The sequence below is a fragment of the Haematospirillum jordaniae genome, from assembly GCF_001611975.1.
Taxonomy (GTDB): Bacteria; Pseudomonadota; Alphaproteobacteria; order Rhodospirillales; family Rhodospirillaceae; genus Haematospirillum; species Haematospirillum jordaniae.
The window spans coordinates 566837-584837 of record NZ_CP014525.1 but is presented as its reverse complement, the minus strand read 5'-3'; the positions used below and the strand labels follow the sequence as shown (position 1 = coordinate 584837).

At 58.4% G+C, this 18001-nt stretch carries 24 protein-coding genes and 1 pseudogene; 22 read left to right on the top strand and 3 right to left on the bottom strand.

Going from position 1 to position 18001, the window contains the following annotated elements:
- Window positions 1–549: 549 nt before the first annotated feature.
- Together AY555_RS02925 and AY555_RS11740 are read right to left on the bottom strand one after the other, a co-directional pair.
- Window positions 550–1428, bottom strand: a complete 879-nt coding sequence (locus AY555_RS02925) for a hypothetical protein (protein ID WP_066133229.1) — start codon at window positions 1426–1428, stop codon at window positions 550–552.
- Window positions 1429–1861: 433 nt separating this feature from the next.
- The gene (locus AY555_RS11740; RefSeq protein ID WP_156483275.1) at window positions 1862–2098 is read right to left on the bottom strand and encodes a hypothetical protein; all 237 of its coding nucleotides are present in this window, start codon (window positions 2096–2098) and stop codon (window positions 1862–1864) included.
- A gap of 233 nt (window positions 2099–2331) precedes the next feature.
- Between AY555_RS11740 and AY555_RS02915 the strand changes: the two genes are divergently transcribed.
- From AY555_RS02915 to AY555_RS12305, 6 genes and pseudogenes are all read left to right on the top strand, one after another.
- The gene (locus tag AY555_RS02915; RefSeq protein WP_066133222.1) at window positions 2332–2517 is read left to right on the top strand and encodes a hypothetical protein; all 186 of its coding nucleotides are present in this window, start codon (window positions 2332–2334) and stop codon (window positions 2515–2517) included.
- Window positions 2514–3197: a hypothetical protein gene (locus AY555_RS02910; protein WP_066133220.1), complete on the top strand. Its 684-nt coding sequence runs from the start codon at window positions 2514–2516 to the stop codon at window positions 3195–3197. Before AY555_RS02915 ends, AY555_RS02910 begins: the two co-directional genes overlap by 4 nt.
- A 2-nt stretch (window positions 3198–3199) precedes the next feature.
- Complete coding sequence (locus tag AY555_RS02905) at window positions 3200–3496, top strand: hypothetical protein (protein WP_066133217.1); 297 nt, start codon at window positions 3200–3202, stop codon at window positions 3494–3496.
- A 28-nt stretch (window positions 3497–3524) separates the two neighbouring features.
- The gene (locus AY555_RS02900) at window positions 3525–4130 is read left to right on the top strand and encodes a hypothetical protein (protein WP_209315896.1); all 606 of its coding nucleotides are present in this window, start codon (window positions 3525–3527) and stop codon (window positions 4128–4130) included.
- Between the two features lie 31 nt (window positions 4131–4161).
- Window positions 4162–4452: a nucleotidyltransferase family protein gene (locus tag AY555_RS02895; protein ID WP_066133214.1), complete on the top strand. Its 291-nt coding sequence runs from the start codon at window positions 4162–4164 to the stop codon at window positions 4450–4452.
- Window positions 4449–4802: pseudogene (locus AY555_RS12305) on the top strand (HepT-like ribonuclease domain-containing protein). The gene AY555_RS02895 and the pseudogene AY555_RS12305 overlap by 4 nt, the downstream one beginning before the upstream one ends.
- 26 nt (window positions 4803–4828) lie before the next feature.
- Here AY555_RS12305 and AY555_RS02885 read toward each other — a convergent pair.
- Window positions 4829–5227 (bottom strand): helix-turn-helix domain-containing protein, encoded by a 399-nt coding sequence (locus AY555_RS02885; RefSeq protein ID WP_066133211.1) that lies wholly within the window; start codon window positions 5225–5227, stop codon window positions 4829–4831.
- An 84-nt stretch (window positions 5228–5311) separates the two neighbouring features.
- Here AY555_RS02885 and AY555_RS02880 point away from each other — a divergent pair, with 84 nt between their 5' ends.
- The 16 genes from AY555_RS02880 to AY555_RS02805 all read left to right on the top strand — a co-directional run bounded on the left by AY555_RS02880 (window position 5312) and on the right by AY555_RS02805 (window position 17985).
- The gene (locus AY555_RS02880; protein WP_066133209.1) at window positions 5312–5527 is read left to right on the top strand and encodes a hypothetical protein; all 216 of its coding nucleotides are present in this window, start codon (window positions 5312–5314) and stop codon (window positions 5525–5527) included.
- Window positions 5528–5725: 198 nt separating this feature from the next.
- Window positions 5726–6169 (top strand): hypothetical protein, encoded by a 444-nt coding sequence (locus AY555_RS02875; RefSeq protein ID WP_066133207.1) that lies wholly within the window; start codon window positions 5726–5728, stop codon window positions 6167–6169.
- Window positions 6166–6363, top strand: coding sequence for a hypothetical protein (locus AY555_RS02870; RefSeq protein WP_066133204.1), 198 nt, complete (start codon window positions 6166–6168; stop codon window positions 6361–6363). Before AY555_RS02875 ends, AY555_RS02870 begins: the two co-directional genes overlap by 4 nt.
- Window positions 6363–7427 (top strand): CHC2 zinc finger domain-containing protein, encoded by a 1065-nt coding sequence (locus AY555_RS02865; protein ID WP_066133201.1) that lies wholly within the window; start codon window positions 6363–6365, stop codon window positions 7425–7427. The genes AY555_RS02870 and AY555_RS02865 overlap by 1 nt, the downstream gene beginning before the upstream one ends.
- Window positions 7428–7430: 3 nt before the next feature.
- Entirely contained in the window at window positions 7431–8954 is a 1524-nt protein-coding gene (locus tag AY555_RS02860) for a DNA primase family protein (RefSeq protein ID WP_066133198.1), read from the top strand.
- Window positions 8955–9182: 228 nt separating this feature from the next.
- Window positions 9183–9800 carry a hypothetical protein gene (locus AY555_RS02855; RefSeq protein ID WP_066133195.1) on the top strand — a complete coding sequence of 206 codons (618 nt, stop codon included), beginning with the start codon at window positions 9183–9185 and terminating at the stop codon, window positions 9798–9800.
- 75 nt (window positions 9801–9875) lie between these two features.
- Window positions 9876–10319 carry an HNH endonuclease signature motif containing protein gene (locus AY555_RS02850; protein ID WP_066133192.1) on the top strand — a complete coding sequence of 148 codons (444 nt, stop codon included), beginning with the start codon at window positions 9876–9878 and terminating at the stop codon, window positions 10317–10319.
- 219 nt (window positions 10320–10538) lie between these two features.
- Window positions 10539–10859 (top strand): hypothetical protein, encoded by a 321-nt coding sequence (locus AY555_RS02845; protein WP_066133190.1) that lies wholly within the window; start codon window positions 10539–10541, stop codon window positions 10857–10859.
- Window positions 10856–11284, top strand: a complete 429-nt coding sequence (locus AY555_RS02840; protein ID WP_066133187.1) for a hypothetical protein — start codon at window positions 10856–10858, stop codon at window positions 11282–11284. Before AY555_RS02845 ends, AY555_RS02840 begins: the two co-directional genes overlap by 4 nt.
- A 15-nt stretch (window positions 11285–11299) precedes the next feature.
- Window positions 11300–11647 (top strand): BRO-N domain-containing protein, encoded by a 348-nt coding sequence (locus AY555_RS02835; protein WP_066133184.1) that lies wholly within the window; start codon window positions 11300–11302, stop codon window positions 11645–11647.
- Window positions 11648–11669: 22 nt separating this feature from the next.
- Window positions 11670–12452, top strand: a complete 783-nt coding sequence (locus AY555_RS02830; RefSeq protein ID WP_066133176.1) for a BRO-N domain-containing protein — start codon at window positions 11670–11672, stop codon at window positions 12450–12452.
- 121 nt (window positions 12453–12573) lie between these two features.
- Complete coding sequence (locus tag AY555_RS02825) at window positions 12574–13152, top strand: phage terminase small subunit P27 family (protein ID WP_066133173.1); 579 nt, start codon at window positions 12574–12576, stop codon at window positions 13150–13152.
- Complete coding sequence (locus AY555_RS02820) at window positions 13079–14824, top strand: terminase large subunit (protein ID WP_209315878.1); 1746 nt, start codon at window positions 13079–13081, stop codon at window positions 14822–14824. The genes AY555_RS02825 and AY555_RS02820 overlap by 74 nt, the downstream gene beginning before the upstream one ends.
- Window positions 14821–16053: a phage portal protein gene (locus tag AY555_RS02815; protein WP_066133170.1), complete on the top strand. Its 1233-nt coding sequence runs from the start codon at window positions 14821–14823 to the stop codon at window positions 16051–16053. The genes AY555_RS02820 and AY555_RS02815 overlap by 4 nt, the downstream gene beginning before the upstream one ends.
- Window positions 16040–16720 carry an HK97 family phage prohead protease gene (locus tag AY555_RS02810; protein WP_066133167.1) on the top strand — a complete coding sequence of 227 codons (681 nt, stop codon included), beginning with the start codon at window positions 16040–16042 and terminating at the stop codon, window positions 16718–16720. Before AY555_RS02815 ends, AY555_RS02810 begins: the two co-directional genes overlap by 14 nt.
- Window positions 16717–17985: a phage major capsid protein gene (locus AY555_RS02805; protein ID WP_209315877.1), complete on the top strand. Its 1269-nt coding sequence runs from the start codon at window positions 16717–16719 to the stop codon at window positions 17983–17985. Before AY555_RS02810 ends, AY555_RS02805 begins: the two co-directional genes overlap by 4 nt.
- Window positions 17986–18001 lie beyond the last annotated feature (16 nt).

Below are 18001 nucleotides of genomic sequence, written 5' to 3'. Positions count from 1 at the left end.
GGTGTTGTATTCGCCGCCCTCCCGCCGAAGGGAGGAATGCGCCGGACAGAATCCGGGCACAAAAAAACCGCGTTCAATTCGGTGCGGTTATCCGCTAGTGCATGTACATGGAGGTCTTTAGGCTCCAACGCGGACGTTATCGAAACCGCATAGGGGATGCAAGTGAAAAACGGATGGGTGGGCGGGCTACTGACCCAGCGCAGGCGCTCGGTTTCGGTCATGCGATGCGTGAACATCATCGAGAAAAACTCCCCTTCGGCGTATCGACGCACCATCCAGAGGCCGCAATGGCCGCTGGTGGCGGGAGGCAAAAAACCCGAGATGCACTGGCACTAGTCAGGCAGTCGAGCGGGCTTATTTCCCTTGCGGGTGTTGTATTCGCCGCCCTCCCGCCGAAGGGAGGAATGCGCCGGACAGAATCCGGGCACAAAAAAACCGCGTTCAATTCGGTGCGGTTATCCGCTAGTGCATGTACATGGAGTTTTTTGGCTCCAACGCGGACGTTATCGAAACCGCATAGCGGATGCAAGCGAAAAACTGATGGGTTACTTACAGCAAGCGGGGATGCTGCGTTGCAGGGTGGTGTTGCTGAACCTCGATGATGCTATATTCCTTGCGTATTCCTGCATTGGACTGAAACTGCCGTTCACGCACAACGCATTGCAGATGATCGCCCATTGCAAAGAGCTCCACGTTCGTAGCAATGCGATTGAGAAATTCTGCGTCTTCAATCGTGGCATTGAAGGGCTCGCTCCCGTCCGTAACGCGCCATTTGTTATCTTTCTTGAAGCTCAAGCTGATAATCTGCAGCCGCATTGGGCGGGTAAGTTCCTTGATTTCCAGTTCTGGACCCTCAACGTCAAAATATCCGACTTCGCTCTTGAAGATTTCAACGGCTTTCTGCCCCGCTCTCTTGAACCTTAAGCTATCGATTCCATCTGTCAGCAGAACATCAACAAGACTCTTTGTGTTTTTACGTACAGGAAGGCTCTCAAATAGCTGTAGCGCTCTTGGATCGATAACTTGAGTATTCCCATCAAGGTGAATATGTAAATGGCGATCCCCCTTTTGCTCGACCCTCTCTGGAGATTTCCCCTTAAGAAATTTATATAGCCGTATTAGTGACTCAATTATTGCCAATACAGAAGCAATAATTACTACTTGATCGCCATCGACTGGGATGGAATCCAGCAATGGCAATGCCTTGTCCATTAAATATTGGGCAGTCCCAATACCAACCTCAAAAGAACCAGCGGCAGTTGCCTTTACACGCACAGAAACTTGTGCGCGCTTTTTATTGAGCTCCTCATTGGCAGATTGAATCAAATCGCCGAGGGCGATCAAGGCAGGGCCTAAATTCTGAACGTCGATTTCTCCGTTCTCGACCGCAGCGCCATCGAATACCAAGGTTAAATCAGCGTGGTTCATGCCGACCGGCCCCCATGATTTTCAGGGGGCCTCGCGTCTTGGATAGATGAAAGCGTCACTGGCAGTCCCCCTTTTTGTTGCAAGGCCCATAGTTGTGGGTAGCAACAAATACCGACACGCAAAATGACAGTCCAGAGTTTTGTCCTCTGCAATTTCACAATCATGAAGGACGAAAACATACATGCGCCTGTTGCCGGGTGGCAGATCCGTGGTGTCCTGCGCCCCTGCCAAGCCTTTTGTTTTTATTATTTGTTTTTTGGTTTTTAAACGCCCGCGCGCGTTCCTTATATAGGGGGGCGGAAGACCGTGTAAAATTTTGCGACCGTCATTTCTGCGGAAAGGCTGCGGACCGTATTAAAAATTTTACACACACAAGCCGGGCTGTGGAAAACTGCGGGCGCGCGTGGCCCGCAGTTCGTTACGAAACGCTCTCTCAGCGCTGGACAACCAGAACTGTGTCACAGGTTGAGGCTGGCTTTTCAAGGAGCCGCGCCGCGCCATAGCCGACAACCATTCCGGCTGCTACTGCTGTCGCCAGCAGCGCCCCCTGCATCCAGCGTTTCCGCCTTTGATAGGCGCTCCGGCCACAGGCATCCGCAATCAGCCCGGCCTGGGCGCGTATGGCCCGCCCCATTTCCTCGGGAAAACGGTCTGGGTAGTTCTTACTCATACTACTTTCTCTTGCATAAACAACACCAAGGCCAGCGATCGCTGGCGGGTTAAGGGCATTGTTTTTCAATGCCTTGTATACGCCCTGACCCGGATCCGTTACGCGCGAGCCAAGTGGCGGGCATCCGGGGGCAAACAAAAATAACATCACCCGTCCATCGATAAAAATATAGACACGCCCGTATTTCATCGCTTAATCATCTATATATCGATTAATTATCAAGGGGACACGCCATGGATGATCGCCTCGCCATACTCCCTCTTTCTGTTCGGGCGCACCGTGCCTGGTCACTTGCCTGGAGCGCCCGCCACGGAAGAAAGACAGAAATCAGGCTTTTTACAGAGCTTTTCAAACAGTCATCAGATCCGAACGCCCTGATCCGCAGGCTGGTTCACAGCGTTGAGGAGGTTCATCCGTGACCATTATCCAGACATACGCGGGCCATCGATTTTCACTGCTTCATCCCGACCCGCGCGACATCAACCCACGCGACATTGCCATTGCCCTGTCCCGTCTGCCCCGCCTTGGTGGACACACCTCGACGTTCTATTGCGTTGCCCAGCACGCATGGCTTGGCGTGGATGTTCTGCGACGGGCAATCCGCAATGATCGTTCCCTGTCCCGGCTGCTGCGGATTGCCGGACCAGAACGCAGCGAAACAACCGAAGCCGTTATACGCCGTGCCCGCCATGATGACGCCATGGCCCGGCAGCTGTTGTTGGCCGCGCTCCTGGACGATGCGCCGGATGCCTACATTGGCACGCTTTCACCGCTGGTCACCATGGCACTGGAGAAAATTGCCAGAATCTCTCCGCTTGGAACGCTTGACACGGCGATTACCCTCACCATCCACCAGGCATTCGGGCTGCCTTTTCCTTTGCCTGCGGGCTGGGTCACTGTTTTGAAACTTGTCGATGAGATCATGCTTGCGACCGAGTATCGGGATCTGCTTCTGGTCCGGAACAGCGATATGGAATTTCCGGGCGCGGCAGAGTTCCGCATCCAGCCTGAACCCGAACACCGTGCTCCGGACCTGTTCCTGGAGTGTCTGGAAAGTCTGCGCAGCCGGGCTGTACGGCACCAGGCAATGGCAAGCTGACGATGCCCCTGACAAAGGACATCAGGATTCCCATGCAGGGAGCCAGGGCGCACACCCGTCCGGGCCCCCTGACCGAAGAGCGGATTACCGCTGCCTTGCGTGTACTGGCCCGCATTGTCTGTGATCATCCGGTGCTGCTGAATCAGGACCACGTTCGCCATCTGGCCGCGCGGCTTCTTGCCGAACGGGATGCCGCCAGAAAGGATGCTGAAATCGATGCCGCCCTCCGGCAATTCGCTCTTCCTGACGCGGCCCTGACATCCACGAAACCAAAAGCACCAACATGGGCCGCGCGTTAAGTGGCGTGGCCGGACATAAGGATATCGAATGATGCGCGTGCTTGTCGGATGCGAGTTCTCTGGGACCGTGCGGGATGCATTCCGGGCGGCGGGTCACGAGGCCATGTCTTGTGATCTGCTGGAGACGGAAACGCCCGGACCGCACTACAAAGGAGACGTGCGTGATGTGCTGGACTATCCGTGGGATCTGGCAATTTTCCATCCTCCCTGCACGGACCTGGCTGTATCCGGAGCACGACATTTCAGCGAGAAGCGTCAGGACGGGCGGCAGCAGGCCGCCGTATCGTTTGTCCGGATGCTGGCCTGCAGCGCCATTCCGCGCATTGCACTGGAAAATCCGGTCTCGGTCCTGTCCAGCCTGTGGCGGAAGCCGGATCAGATCATCCAGCCCTGGCAGTTCGGGCATGGGGAAACCAAGGCTACGTGTCTTTGGCTTAAAGGTCTGCCTCTGCTACAGCCCACCCACGTTGTCGACGGGCGGCAAGCACGCATCCATCACATGCCACCCACACCTGACCGCTGGAAGCTCCGCAGCCGGACCTATCCCGGAATCGCCCAAGCCATGGCCACGCAATGGGGAGCCTCGTCAGAGGACGAGAGCAATGAGGCTTGCAATGGGGCTGTTCGTTGGTAATGCTTGGTCGTGTGGCACAGGAGGGAGATCTATGCGGACATCTGTCCTGCTTGAGAGGAAAAGGCGGGTCGTGCGTGCTGCCATCGATCGGTCACGCCTGAAAAATCCCCGTATTTTTGGCTCGGTCCTGCATGGCACCGACCAGGAAGGCAGTGACCTTGACCTTTTGGTTGATGCACCGCCCGGCACGACGTTGTTTGAACTCGGTGGCCTCCAGGAGGAGCTTGAGCTTCTCCTGGGCATTCGTGTTGAGGTGCTGACGCCCGAGGATCTGCCGGAAAAATTCCGGGCCAAGGTTCTGTCCGAGGCCAAGGCCCTATGAACGAGAATCGCCTGGAAGACTATCTGGAGCATATGCAGCAAGCTGCGGAGGATGCGTGCACCTTTGTGGATGGTCTGGATAAAGATGACTTCCTGGCTGATAAAAGGACGCAGCAGGCTGTCATAATGAGCATGGTTATCGTTGGGGAAGCCTCCGCCAAGATTATAAGTGGGTATGGCGCTTTTGTCGCCGAGCATCCCGAAGTCCCCTAGCGCAGTATGCGCGGCATGCGGAACCGAATTGCCCATGGATACTTCGAGATTAATCTTTGCGTTGTATGGGATACCGTACAAGAGTGCTTGCCAGAGCTGATCGAGCAGCTCCGTCTATTGCGCCGCTCAACAATCTGAACTTGCTCTTTACATTCAGCAGGCTGTCAGCTCTCCGTCTTCGACGCCGTTACCGCTTCTGCCCCGTTCCCGCGCCAGCTGTCGTGAAGGCCGATCAGGACATCGGCAACCTGGGCCGGGGTAAGCCCCCCCTGCAGCAGTCCTGACAGGGATTGCGCAATCACATAGCGCATCAGTTCACGATCAAGACCTGATGTTGCCCTGTCCTGATTGGGCTGACCTGTCGCCAGCCACGCAATATCCGCGTCCAGGACCCGTGCAATCTCGGCCAGCTTTGACGTGGTACGGGTTTTGCCCGCAATCAGGAAGGATATGGACGACTGCGAGGCCCGGACACGGCGCGCAAGCTCGCTGATCGACATGTTCCGGTCGGCCAGCAACTTCTTCAGGCGTCCGCCGATGCTATCAAGATCGTATTCGGTCATGACTCTCTTCTACCCCATTTCATGTCCTTGACGGTCCACATAATTATCGATAGCTTGTTCATCTATTTATAGATGGAGGAAAGCATGACAGAAGCACAGCTCCGGGCCATACATTTCATGGAACAGGCTGTTGGTGTGGCTGGGTCGCAAAGTGCGCTCAGCCGCAAGATTGCCATGGGTCAAGGCAGTATATCCCGCGCCCTCAAGATCGGGCGTGTCTCACCACGGATGGCGGTCAGGATCCATCAGGCGCTTGGCTTCGATCTTGATGAGGTCCTTGCGGTCGCCCTCGCACGCTGAGGGCCATTTTCCGGGCTAGGCGCACCTGAATGCGCACAGCCCTGAGCATTGTGTCGATATCCGCCCCCAGGCTCCTGTTCCATTCAGCACGGTCCGGTGTTCCCAGGGGCGGCGCATGTTTCAGCAATGTCTCGATATCCATCATCCCCCCTTTTTCATCGCAGGGGGAAGCATCACCTGCAAGGCGAGTGCAAATCCATGTCAGAAAACTGGACGATCAACACTGATGCGTTAAAGCAGAGCATTTCCACGGCGCTGAACATGTTTGTCGGCCCGGGTCGCATGTCCAGGGAAGAGCTGTCCCGGTGGACAGGGATCGACACGCGAACGATCAAGGCTCACCATCGGGGGGAAACGGTGCCAAGTGTTGCGGCGCTGTTTTCTTACTTTCGGGTCTTGCCGGTTGCTTTTGCGGAACACGTACTGGCGCAGGCCGGTCTGGGTGGTGTCCATCGCCTGGAGCAGACGGCAAACGCCAATCACGTGATGGCCGAGCTTGGTGAAGGCATCGCCGCACTTGGCCACGCGATGGCCGACGGGCACATCGACCATCAGGAGCGCCCGGGCGTAATCCGCGAGCTGCGTGAAGCGGCGGCAGCGGCGGAAGAACTGGCCGCATCCCTGGAGAGGGGCCGCACATGAACCGGTTTCTGGTGGAAAACCCCCTGTACCGGGCCAGACGCATACTGGGTGATCGTGTGGTGCCGGTGCCTGACGGGATGTATCGCCTTGACGGGCGTCTTGTCACGCCGCGACAACTGGTGTGCACGGCCAATGACGTTCTGGAGGCGTCCGGGCTTCCGGCGATTGCCTACCCCGGTACAGCCCACCCCTGATGGGTTCCCGTTTTGATCCGTCTGTTCTGCGCGCGATCCGGGAGCGGATCCCGCTTTCCGAAATTGTTGGGCGGGACATCCGTCTCATCCGGTGCGGACGTGAGTTCCAGGGCCTGTGCCCCTTTCATGCCGAGAGAACGCCGAGCTTTACCGTTTGCGAGGACAAGGGCTTTGCGCACTGCTTCGGGTGTGGCTGGAACGGCGATGTTTTTGGCTATCTCATGGCACGTGGCCGCACTTTCGTTGAAGCCGTCACCGAACTGGCCGATCTGGCCGGAGTGGCGGTTTCAGGCCAGCGTCCGTCCCGTCCCCTGCGTCCGGTCCTGACGCGCCGGAATCAGGAGGATCGCGCGGCAAAGGATGCGGCAGCGGCAGAACGGGCGCGGATCCTGTGGGCCGGATCGGACAATGCCCGTGGAACGGTGGTGGAGCGGTATCTGCGGGAAGGACGGGGGCTGGATCTGGACCGTATCGGCGGCCTGCCGGACGCACTCCGGTTTCGCCCGTGTGACGAATGCGTGGAGTGTGGTGCGGATGGCCGGTTCAGGGTGGTCTGGGCTGGCCCGGTCATGATTGCGCCCCTTGTCCTGCCGGATGGAGACGGAAAGGCACGGATTGTAGGCGTGCATCGCACATGGCTGTGCCCGGACGGGTCTTCACGCCTGAAAGAGGTGGATGGGTTGCCTGTCCGGGGCAAAAAGATGCTGGGTCGGGCCAGCGGCTCCATCATCCCCCTGTCATCGAAGCGGATGCCGCACATGCAGGGGGGAGAAGGCATCGAAACCAGCCTTGCCGGGTGGTGTGCCGTTCCTTCCTTGCCCGCGATTGCTCTGGCTTCTCTTGGGAACTTCAGCGGGCGGACGGATGGCCATGGCGGCTGGACTCCATGGGCCGGACTGAAGACCTTCACATGGCTTGAAGATGCGGACGGCACAAATCCAGCCGATATGGAACAGCGGGTTACACGCGGGCTTGCGCGTCTGCATCGTTCGGGGGTGCAGGTCCGGCGGGCGTCTCCCCCCGTGGGGATGGACATGAACGACTTTTATCGAAAAGGCACATAAACTATGGCACGGCACGACGTGGCTGCCGCCATCACACACGCTGTGGCATGGCGGCCCGCTGCTTTTGATCAAACAGACCCGCTGAATTACCGTCTGGCCTGGCTGCCGCGCAATGATGCAGGCAATGCGGAGCGGCTCCTGTCCCGCTTCGGAAACGATTTGCTGTATGTGCAGGATATCGGCTGGGCCTGGTGGGACGGTCGCCGCTGGTCGCTGGAGATGGGCTACACCATGGCAAACCGCCTCGCGCACGAGACGGTCAGGCATATCTACGACGAGGTGCAGGCTCTTCAGGATGCCATCGGTGACAAGGAGGTCCGGGACATCCAGGAGATCGAAACCCATTTCAAGTGGGCAGGGGCATCCGGGAATGCACAGCGGATCAACGCAATGATCAACATCTGCCAGCACTATTGTGTGCGGCGTCCATCGGATCTGGATGCCAATCCCATGCTGCTCAACGTTGCCAACGGCACGCTGGAACTGGATGACCCCATCCTGTCCGGGGCGTCAAGACCACGACGCAGTCATCTGATAACCAAGGTGATCGAGGTGGATTATGATCCGGACGCAACCTGTCCGTCCTTTCTGCGTTTCATGGAGGATATCCTTCCGGACCCCGAAGTCAGGCTGTTCCTTCAACGCTCCTTCGGGTATGCGCTGACCGGCCTGATTGACGAGCAGGTACTCTGGTTTTTCTATGGCACGGGGGCGAACGGCAAGTCGACGCTGGTCAACATCATGGCCCGCATGCTTGGCTCGTACTGCATGAGTCTGCCATTTTCCTCGCTGGTGCTGGACGAGCGCAAGCGGGGTGAATCAGCCTCTCCGGATCTGGCCCGTCTTCCCGGTGCGCGTATGGTGCGGGCGTCGGAACCCGAGAAAGGCGTCAAGTTCAGCGAGTCCACCATCAAGTCCATAACCGGCGGCGAACCCCTGACCGTGCGGCACCTGAATCAGGGCTTCTTCGAGTTCACGCCAAGCTTCAAGCTGTTCCTGTCCGGCAATCACAAGCCGGTCATTCGCGGGCAGGATCACGGGGTGTGGCGGCGGATCAATCTTGTGCCGTTTACCGTGTCGATTGCCCGCGACAAGAGGGATCCGGGCTTGGAGAACAAGCTGTGGGAAGAGCGCTCCGGTATTCTCAACTGGGTGCTGGAAGGGCTGCGGCTGTGGAGGCAAGGTGGCTTGTGCCCGCCCGAGGCGGTGGTTGCGGCGACCCGTGAATACCGCGAGGACAGCGATCCCCTTGGCCTGTTCCTCAATGCCTGGACCGAAGCGCACGAGGCCGGGTCGGTCCAAGGCAAGCGGCTGTTTGATGCCTATGCGCTCTGGTGCCGTGGCAATGCCGTCGAACCGATGAGCAACACCTTGTTCGGACGCATGCTGGGCGAACGTGGTTTGCAAAAAGACCGCTGTGGGATTATTACATACCGGGGCATCCAGCTCCGTCAGGACGCGCTTGACGCCCTGGACGAGGCGGATCGCAAGCGCATTGCGCGCAGCCCCCGCGATGAAGATCGCTAGGCCGTCCGGACTGTCCGGCGACTGTACGAAAAAAAAGTGTTTTATTTCAATGCTGGCCGGAGGGTTGGAGGGTACGGACAGTTACCCCAATGATAGGGGTAACTGTCCGTACTATCCGGATCAGGGGTAAGAAAGAGCTAACATATTTATATAAAACGATTTTTTTTCGTACAGTTTGGGGATGTAGCAACTGTCCGGACTGTCCGGACTGTCCGGGAAGAGGGGCATATGAGCTGTTTGATCGATATTGAGGATCTTCTGGTGTGGAGTTACGCCGTCGAGCGTGCGGATCGTACCGGTCTGCAGAATCAGGGGCCGGGGTGGCCGCGTGACAGCGTGCTGCGGCTGGAATGCGCCGGGCTGGGAGGTCTGTCCGGCACGGGGACCGGTCAGGGATGCCATGCTGACGCTGAAACCGTTCACACGGCCGTCTCGGGGCTTTCTGCGGAGATGCAGCGTCTGGTCATTGGTCACGCCCGTTCCGGCACCCGGCCCGAATGGTTCCCCGGCGCGCGGCCTGTTGTGGCGGCAGAGCTGAACCGGCAAGGGCGTCCACGAAAGCTGTACGACCATAACCGCCATGTGACAGGGCACGCCGTGCGGGCTGGCGTGGAGCTTGGTGACGGCTCGATCTGGTATGACTGGACCATGGACGGCATTGGCCGGGCACGGGCTGTGTACACCGCCTGGCATCAAGCCCTGATCGAGCTGGCGGGATGGCTCGACATGAGCGGATTGCTTGTCGATTATCAGGTTTCCGGACCAGCGGCACCCGATTCACCGTGGAAAAATTTAGGGGTTGATTTTTCAAACCCTGTTGACAAGCCGGTTGCGAAAAGTTATTGACAGTAACTCATGAGGCTTGAACTGTGCCCGGACGGATAATACGTCTCGGGCACTTTGCTTTTTCCGGATATCATCATGCCCTGGGCACCCAAGAAACCATGCTGTCAGCGTGGCTGCAGACGCTTGACGTCTGGCCGCTTCTGCGACGTACACCAGACAGCCGCAGACGCGGAACAACGTGCAAGCAGCCGGATTTACGACCGGTTGCGCGGATCGGCGGCAAAGCGGGGCTATGGCAGCCGCTGGCGTGCGGCCCGTCTGGCTTTCCTGAAAGAACATCCACTGTGTGAATGCGAGGCATGCGGCGGCGGTGCCATGCGGGTGGCGGCGGCAACGGTGGTGGACCACATCATCCCTCACCGGGGTGACCAGGGCCTGTTCTGGAGCCGCAGAAACTGGCGGGCCATGGCCAAGGTCTGTCACGACCGTAAAACAGCCCGGCAGGACGGCGGACTGGGAAATCCGGTTACGGCGACGGCAAAAGCCATTGACAAGCCGTGGCGCTGTGGGCAAACCTGACGGCGTTGTGGCAAATTCCACAGCCGGGTTTAGCAGCCCGCACAACAAAAGGCGTCCGAACCGCGCCCGTAACAGCGCGGTTTTCCTATGGTCGGGCGTGCAGGAGAACCTTCGGGTTCGCCGTTTACCTTTTGGCGGTACTGCTAATCCTGTGCGTCCGGCCACCACGTTTAGCAGCGCGGTGGTCGGGTTTTCAACTCGATCAAAAGGAGGTTCGCGATGAGCGAACAGGCTACGTTTGCGCCCACTCTCTGGGAAATCCGGTTACGGCGACGGCAAAAGCCATTGACAAGCCGTGGCGCTGTGGGCGAACCTGACCGCGTTGTGGCAAATTCCACAGCCGGGTTTGACAGCCCGCATAACAAAAGGCGTCCGAACCGCGCCCGTAACAGCGCGGTTTTCCTATGGTCGGGCGTGCAGGAGAACCTTCGGGTTCGCCGTTTACCTTTTGGCGGTACTGTCAATCCTGTGCGTCCGGCCACCACGTTTGACAGCGCGGTGGTCGGGTTTTCAACCCGATCAAAAGGAGGTTCGCGATGAGCGAACAGGCTACGTTTGCGCCCACTCTCCCTGCATTTTTCCCTGTTCGGTCCGACCCGGTCGTTGTGCTGGCCCGCCAGCTGGCCACGGTAACCCGCGTCGCCATGCATCAGGCCCCGCTGGATCCGGACAAAACAGCCCTGATCGACCAGCTGGAGCACCGCATCAGCCACGCCCGGGCAACCAGCCTTGACGGCGCACTGGCACAGGGCCTCGCCGTATTCGGGATCCTGTCCGCCTTGGAAGATGAAGCGGGCGACGCGGACCCCGATGCCCTGATCAGCCGGGCCTGTCGGCTGGTGGTCTCGATGCTGGGTGTTCTGGAGCAGGCGGCATCGGTCCACAGCGCCGCACTCGGCGGGACGTACTACGGCTTTGACAGAGTCCGGGCTGACCACTATCCCGTGGCGCCCTTTCATTCCTGAATAAGGATAAAATCAATGCATCACAGCAATGCGCCCCCGGAAAACAACGGGGCCGTAACGGACCTCTTTGTCTTCGAAGACTGCCGTATCCGTACCTTGATCGATAAAAACGGCGAGCCGTGGTTCGTGGCCAAGGATATCGCCACGATCCTTGGGTATGAGCGGACCGCAGATGCTGTTCGTGCCCACTGTAAAGCACGCCGAAAGGCCCAAATCCCTACGCAGGGAGGCTTGCAGGAAATGATCATCATACCGGAGCAGGACGTTTGTCGTCTGGTCATGCGTTCACGGCTCCCCGGCGCTGAGCGGTTCGAGAAATGGATCGCCAGCAAGATCAATACGTTTTTACCCGTCACCCTGTAAAATCTGAAAAAGGACAAAACTAATGCATAGCAACAATGCAACCCCGGAAAGCAACGGCGTGACCATGATCCCTTTCGTTTTTGAGGGCTGCAATGTCCGCACCATCGTCGATGAAAACGGCGAGCCATGGTTCGTGGCCAAGGATGTATGCGATGTTCTGGGATACAGTAACCCGCGGGATGCTATCGCCAAGCACTGCAAAGCGGCCACCTTGATCAATCTGAGTACCGTCGCGGATCGCGACGGTATTTCGGGAAACCCGAATGTCACAATTATCCCCGAACGCGATGTATACCGTCTGATCATGCGGTCACGGCTTCCGGCAGCGGAGCGGTTCGAGGAATGGGTTGTCGGCGAAGTCCTTCCCTCGATCCGCATGACCGGTTGCTACCACATTGATGCCGAGCCGGAGAGGCCGGATGTTTCGGTCGCAAACATGGACCGTTCGGATCTGCGGACCTGGATTGCCCTGGTCAGCGAGTGTCGGTCCACGTGGGGTCGCCCGGCGGCGCAGTACATCTGGAACAAAGCGCCCTTGCCACAGGTCGATGACATTGTCCGCGCGGTGGAGGCGTCAGCGGGCGAAACTTCGGTCGCGGCCTTTTTGCGTGAAACCGTGGTCGAGGCTGTAGGCAGTCGTATACAGGCTTCGGCCTTTTACCGGCTTTACAAGACATGGTGCGACAAAAACGGACACAGCGCTGTGACCATGACCGCTTTCGGGCGCGAGGTTGTCACCCGTGGCCTGCATAAAGTCCGGATGGGAACCGTCTGGTATCACGATATCGCTGTCAGCGGCGTGTAGGACAGACAGGGAGGGGGGCCGGTCGATTACGGGCGGTCCTCCCCTGTAGACCATGCGCCCCTCCATGATCACGCTTGGACGAAATTTCAGAAATTATTTTTTCGGCACACGAGGGCCTGTTATGGGACGCAGAGCCAAAACGCCTGCAGAGAAAAAGTTATGTGGAAGCCGTGTCAGGAAGAAGAATCCTCATCCGGATACATCCACAACCGACAGCAGCCGTTGTCCGGGACCGGATGTTCCTTCCCCTCCTTGCTGGCTGGTTGATGCGTTTGCGCGGGCAGAGTGGACACGGCTGGCTGCTGATCTTGTCAGCATGCGTATCCTGTCCCCGATCGACAGCATCAATCTGGCGATGCTGTGCCAGGCAACAGCAACCTATGTCCGGGCGCAGCAGGTCGTGGCAGAGAAAGGTGCAACCTACACCACGGCAAGCAAACACGGGGAAATGGACCGTGTACGCCCGGAAGTGAAAATTGCCGCCGAAGCCGAGAAGACCATTCTGCGCATTACCAAGGAATTTGGCCTGGCTCCCCTGTCCCGTGCCCGGGTAGCGACCGCGCATGCCAACAACGGCGTGCAGTTGATGCTGCCGGGCTTTGACATTGCACCAAGCGTAAAGTCCGATGACCAAACAGCATCACAAGGAACCTCCCAAGCCGATACCTTCTTCGGCTATGGAACCGCTCCGGTCCACTAAAAGCCATGCCGAAACATATGCCCGCGCTGTCACCGCTGGAACAGTCCCTGCCTGCAGGTGGATCAAACTGGCCTGTGCCCGGCACCTGCGCGATCTGGAGTGCGGGCACCAGCGGGGCCTGTGGTTCGACTACGAGGCCGAAGAGCGGATATACGCGTTCTTTGAGAAGTACCTGAGGCATTCCAAGGGCGAATTCGCAAAAAAGCCTTTTGTCCTGCAGCAATGGCAAGCGTTCATCGTCGGGTCTGTCTTTGGCTGGAAGCGGAAGGACGGAAGCCGGAGGTTCCGCACCGTATACGACGAGGAGCCGCGCAAAAACGGGAAATCAACCCGTCTGGCCGGGATCGGTCTTTACATGACCACGGCGGACGGCGAATACGGTGCCGAGGTTTATTCCGCTGCAACCAAGAAAGACCAGGCCAAGATTGTCTGGGGCGAGGCCCGCAGCATGGTTCTGGCCAGCCCTGAACTGCGCGCCCGGACACGGGTGTTCGCCGCCAACATGAATGTTCCGGCCCTTGGATCAAAGTTTGAGCCTCTGGGGGCGGACAGCGATTCACTGGACGGGCTGAATATTCACTGCGCCATCATCGACGAACTGCATGCCCACAAGTCGAGAGACCTGTGGGACGTGCTGGAGACGGCAACCGGGGCGCGGCATCAACCGTTGATCTACGCCATTACAACAGCAGGCCGGAACAAGCTGTCCGTCTGCCGGGAGCTGCGTGACTACGCCTGCAAGGTTCTGGAAGGCATTGTCGAGGACGACAGCTTCTTTGCCGTGATCTTTACCATTGACGAGGATGACGACTGGTCCGATCCGTCGGTCTGGGCAAAAGCCAATCCCGGGCTGGGTGTATCGGTGAAAATCGACGACCTGCAGCGCAAGGTGGAAAAGGCCCGTCACCTTCCGGCTGCACAAAACGCCTTCAAGCGGTTGCACCTGAACATCTGGAGTGACGGGGCCGGATCATGGCTGGACATTGATGCATGGGATGAATCCTGTGAGACCGTTGACCCCGACGTTCTGGCCGGTCGGGAATGTTACGGCGGCCTTGACCTGTCGACCACAACAGACATTACCGCTTTTGTCCTTGTCTTTCCCCCGGTTACAGACGGTGAACGGTGGAAGGTTCTGACCCGGTTCTGGGTTCCCGCCGAAAACATCGAACGTCGGGTCCGGTCGGACCGGGTGCCTTATGACATCTGGCATGATCAGGGCCACATCCAGGCAACACCGGGAAACGTGGTTGATTACCGCGCCGTTCGTGATGGCATCACGGCAGCAGCCGATATGTTTGACCTGCGTGAGGTGGCCTATGACCGGTACAACTCGTCGCAGCTGGTGACCGAACTTATGGATGACGGCCTGACCATGGTGCCGTTCGGACAGGGGTTCATCAGCATGGCAACGCCCACGCGCGAGCTGGAGAAACTGGTCATTTCCGGGCAGCTCGCGCACGGGGGCAATCCGGTTCTGCGCTGGATGGCAAGCAACGTTGTGGTTCTTGAAGATCCGGCGGGCAACATGAAGCCCGCCAAGAACAAGTCCGCTGAAAAGATTGACGGAATTGTCGCCCTGATCATGGCCCTTGGACGCGCCACGCTTCCAAAGGAAGAGAGGGGCGGCAGCATTGATGACTACTTCGCAAGGTTGGCAGGTGAGCCGTGAAACTATTGAGAAAGGCATTTGGCTTCCTTGGCCGAAGCCTGTCGCCGGAAAAGCCCACAGGCTGGTCAACAGGGCCTGCAAGCCATGCCGGGGAGGTCGTAAACGGGAGCAACTCCCTGATGCTGTCCGCCGTCTGGGCTTGTACCAACCTTCTTGCCGGTACCATCGCCTCGCTGCCGCTGACGGTATACCGCACGGGGTCGGCTGGACAGAGAACGGCAGCCCGGGAGCATTCCCTCTACCGGATCCTGCACGACAGCCCGAATGCGGACCAGACAGCGGTGGATTTCTGGGAGTACATGTGCTTCAGCATCGAACTGTGGGGGAATGCGTTTGCCCGGAAGGACAGCATCAACGGACGGCTGGTCAGCCTGACCCCTGTCAATCCGGCACTGGTCACGGTAACCCGGCAGCCGCACGGGGGATTGGCCTATCAATGGTCGGAGAATGGACAGGCATTTACTGTTGATGAAACCGGGATGTTTCACATCCGTGGTTTTGGTGGCGGACCACTGGGCGGGGTGTCGACCTTGTCCAGTGGGCGGCATGTCTTTGGTCTGGCCATGGCGATTGACCGGGCGGCAGGCGCAACGTTTGCCAATGGGCTGCGGCCATCCGGAACATTGACCTTTGACCGGTTTCTGACCGACGAGCAGTACACAACGGCTGAAGCAAGACTGGCATCAAAGTTCAGCGGGGCGATGGCTGCGGGGCGACCGATGATTCTGGAAGGCGGCGTGCGCTGGGATCAGGTCACGCTCAACCCGGAAGATGCGCAGATGCTCCAGTCCCGTTCCTTCTCGGTGGAGGAAATATGCCGGTTCTTCGGCGTGCCCCCCTTCATGGTGGGGCACACGGAGAAATCCACCTCATGGGGATCAGGGCTTGAGCAACAGATACTCGGGTTCCAGAAGTTCACACTGCGGCGAAGGCTGAAGCGGATTGAGCAGGCCATCATGAAGCAGCTGCTGACAGCGGCTGACAGGGCTTCCGGCATTACGGTCGAGTTCAACATAGAGGGACTGTTGCGCGGTGACAGCCGGGCACGGGCCGAGTTTTACACGGCCCTTCTGGGATCCGGTGTGCTGACGGTCAATGAAGCCCGTGCCCTCGAAAATCTGCCGCCGGTTCACGGCGGAGATGTTCCACGAACACAAATGCAGAACGTTCCTCTGGGGATGGCAATCCCGGGGACACAAAGATCGGAGAACCGCCATGCGGGTACGTGACTGTCGCTTCATGACCAAGACTATGGGTGAAGCTGGCACATTCGAAGGCTATGCATCCGTTTTTGGCAACGTCGACCAGGGAGGTGACTGTGTCGAGGCCGGAGCCTTCAGGGATAGCCTGGCAAGGGCAAAGGCAGAGGGAAAAGTCATTCCCCTGCTGTGGCAACATGACCAGAAGGAACCGGTCGGAATTTGGACGGACATTGCCGAGGACAACAAGGGATTGCACGTCAGGGGGCAGCTCCTGCTGGAGCATGATCCCCTGGCCCGAAGGGCGTACGGATTACTCAAGGCTGGCGCAATTGGTGGCCTGTCGATCGGGTACACCATTCCCTGGGGAGGAGGGCAGCCGGAAAAGGGATCACGGGGATCTTTCCAGCGCCTGAAAGAGGTGGATCTTCACGAAATCTCGCTGGTCACGATGCCCATGAATACAGAGGCACGTGTCACGGGGGTCAAGTCCGCTCTTGCGGCAGGGAAAACACCGACAACCCGGGAATTCGAGGCATACCTGCGGGAGGCAGGATTTGCGAAAAGTCTTGCCACGGCAATTGCCAGCAAGGCGGCTCCGCTGCTTCGGGGGGAACCCGGAGACAGCACAGAAACAGAAGCAGCGTTTCTTCAGGCTCTTCTGAAACAGCACAATGAAAAGGATTCAGTACTATGAGCGCATGCGTGTGGAAGCGTTCTGACCGCATATGCCGCGACATGGCAAATGAAGGGCATCCCTCGGCAGGAAAAAGTGTTGAGGCCCTGGCTGCCGAGGTCAAGGCGTCTTTCAGCAAATCCCTGGACGAGGCCCGCTCTATCGCAGAGAAGGCCCTGTCTGAAGTTCAGGCGAACGGGAAGCTTTCCGGATCAGTCCAGGAAAAGGCTGACGAGGCCCTGATCAAGATGAATGCCCTGCAGGAGCAACTGGCAGGCATGGAGCAGAAGATGGTCCGCCTGTCCGGACCTGGTGGAAATACTTGTGATACCTCGCTTGGACAGACCTTTGTCGCGGACAGCAAGATCCGTGAATTCCTTGATTCGCAGAGCAAGCGCGGCAAGGTTGATATGGTCTTCAAGAGCACCATAACGTCTGCAACAACGGATGCAGCGGGCTCTGCGGGCAGGCTTGTAACCAACACCCGCCTGCCTGATATCATTGCCGCACCGGAACGGCGTATGACGATCAGGGATCTCATCACGCCGGGGCAGATGGATGGCAATACCCTCGAATATGTCCGCGAAACCGGTTTCACAAACCAGGCAGGCATGGTGGCCGAGACTGAGGCGGTGCCCCAGTCTTCCATCAAATTTGACCTTGTGAACACCACGGCAAAGGTCATCGGGCACTATATGAAAGCGTCACGCCAAATTCTGGATGACGCGGCACAGCTGGCGTCCTACATCGACGGTCGCCTGCGATACGGACTGGCGTACAAGGAAGAGGCCCAGCTTCTGAACGGAGACGGGACCGGTCAGAACCTGCTGGGCATTATCCCGCAGGCAAAAGCCTACAGCGCCCCGATCACCATGGAAAAAGCAACCAGCATTGATGTAATGCGCCTGGCCATGCTGCAGGCCGCGCTGGCTGAATATCCAGCAACGGCGCATGTGCTCAACCCGGTGGATTGGGCCTGGATCGAAACCCTCAAGGACTCGCAGGGGCGTTATCTCATCGGGAACCCGCAGGGAAGCGCAACGCCAACATTGTGGGGGTTACCCGTCGTTACAACGCAGGCAATTGGCGTTGACAAATTCCTGACCGGGGCGTTCCGCCTGGGCGCACAGGTCTTTGATCGCTGGCACGTCCGTGTCGAGGTCGCAACGGAACACGGTGATGACTTCATTCATAACCGCGTCACCATCCTGTGCGAGGAACGGCTGGCACTGGCTGTCTATAGGCCGGAAGCCTTCATATACGGTGATTTTGGCCGCATTGACTGAGGAGAAGGCCGGGTTT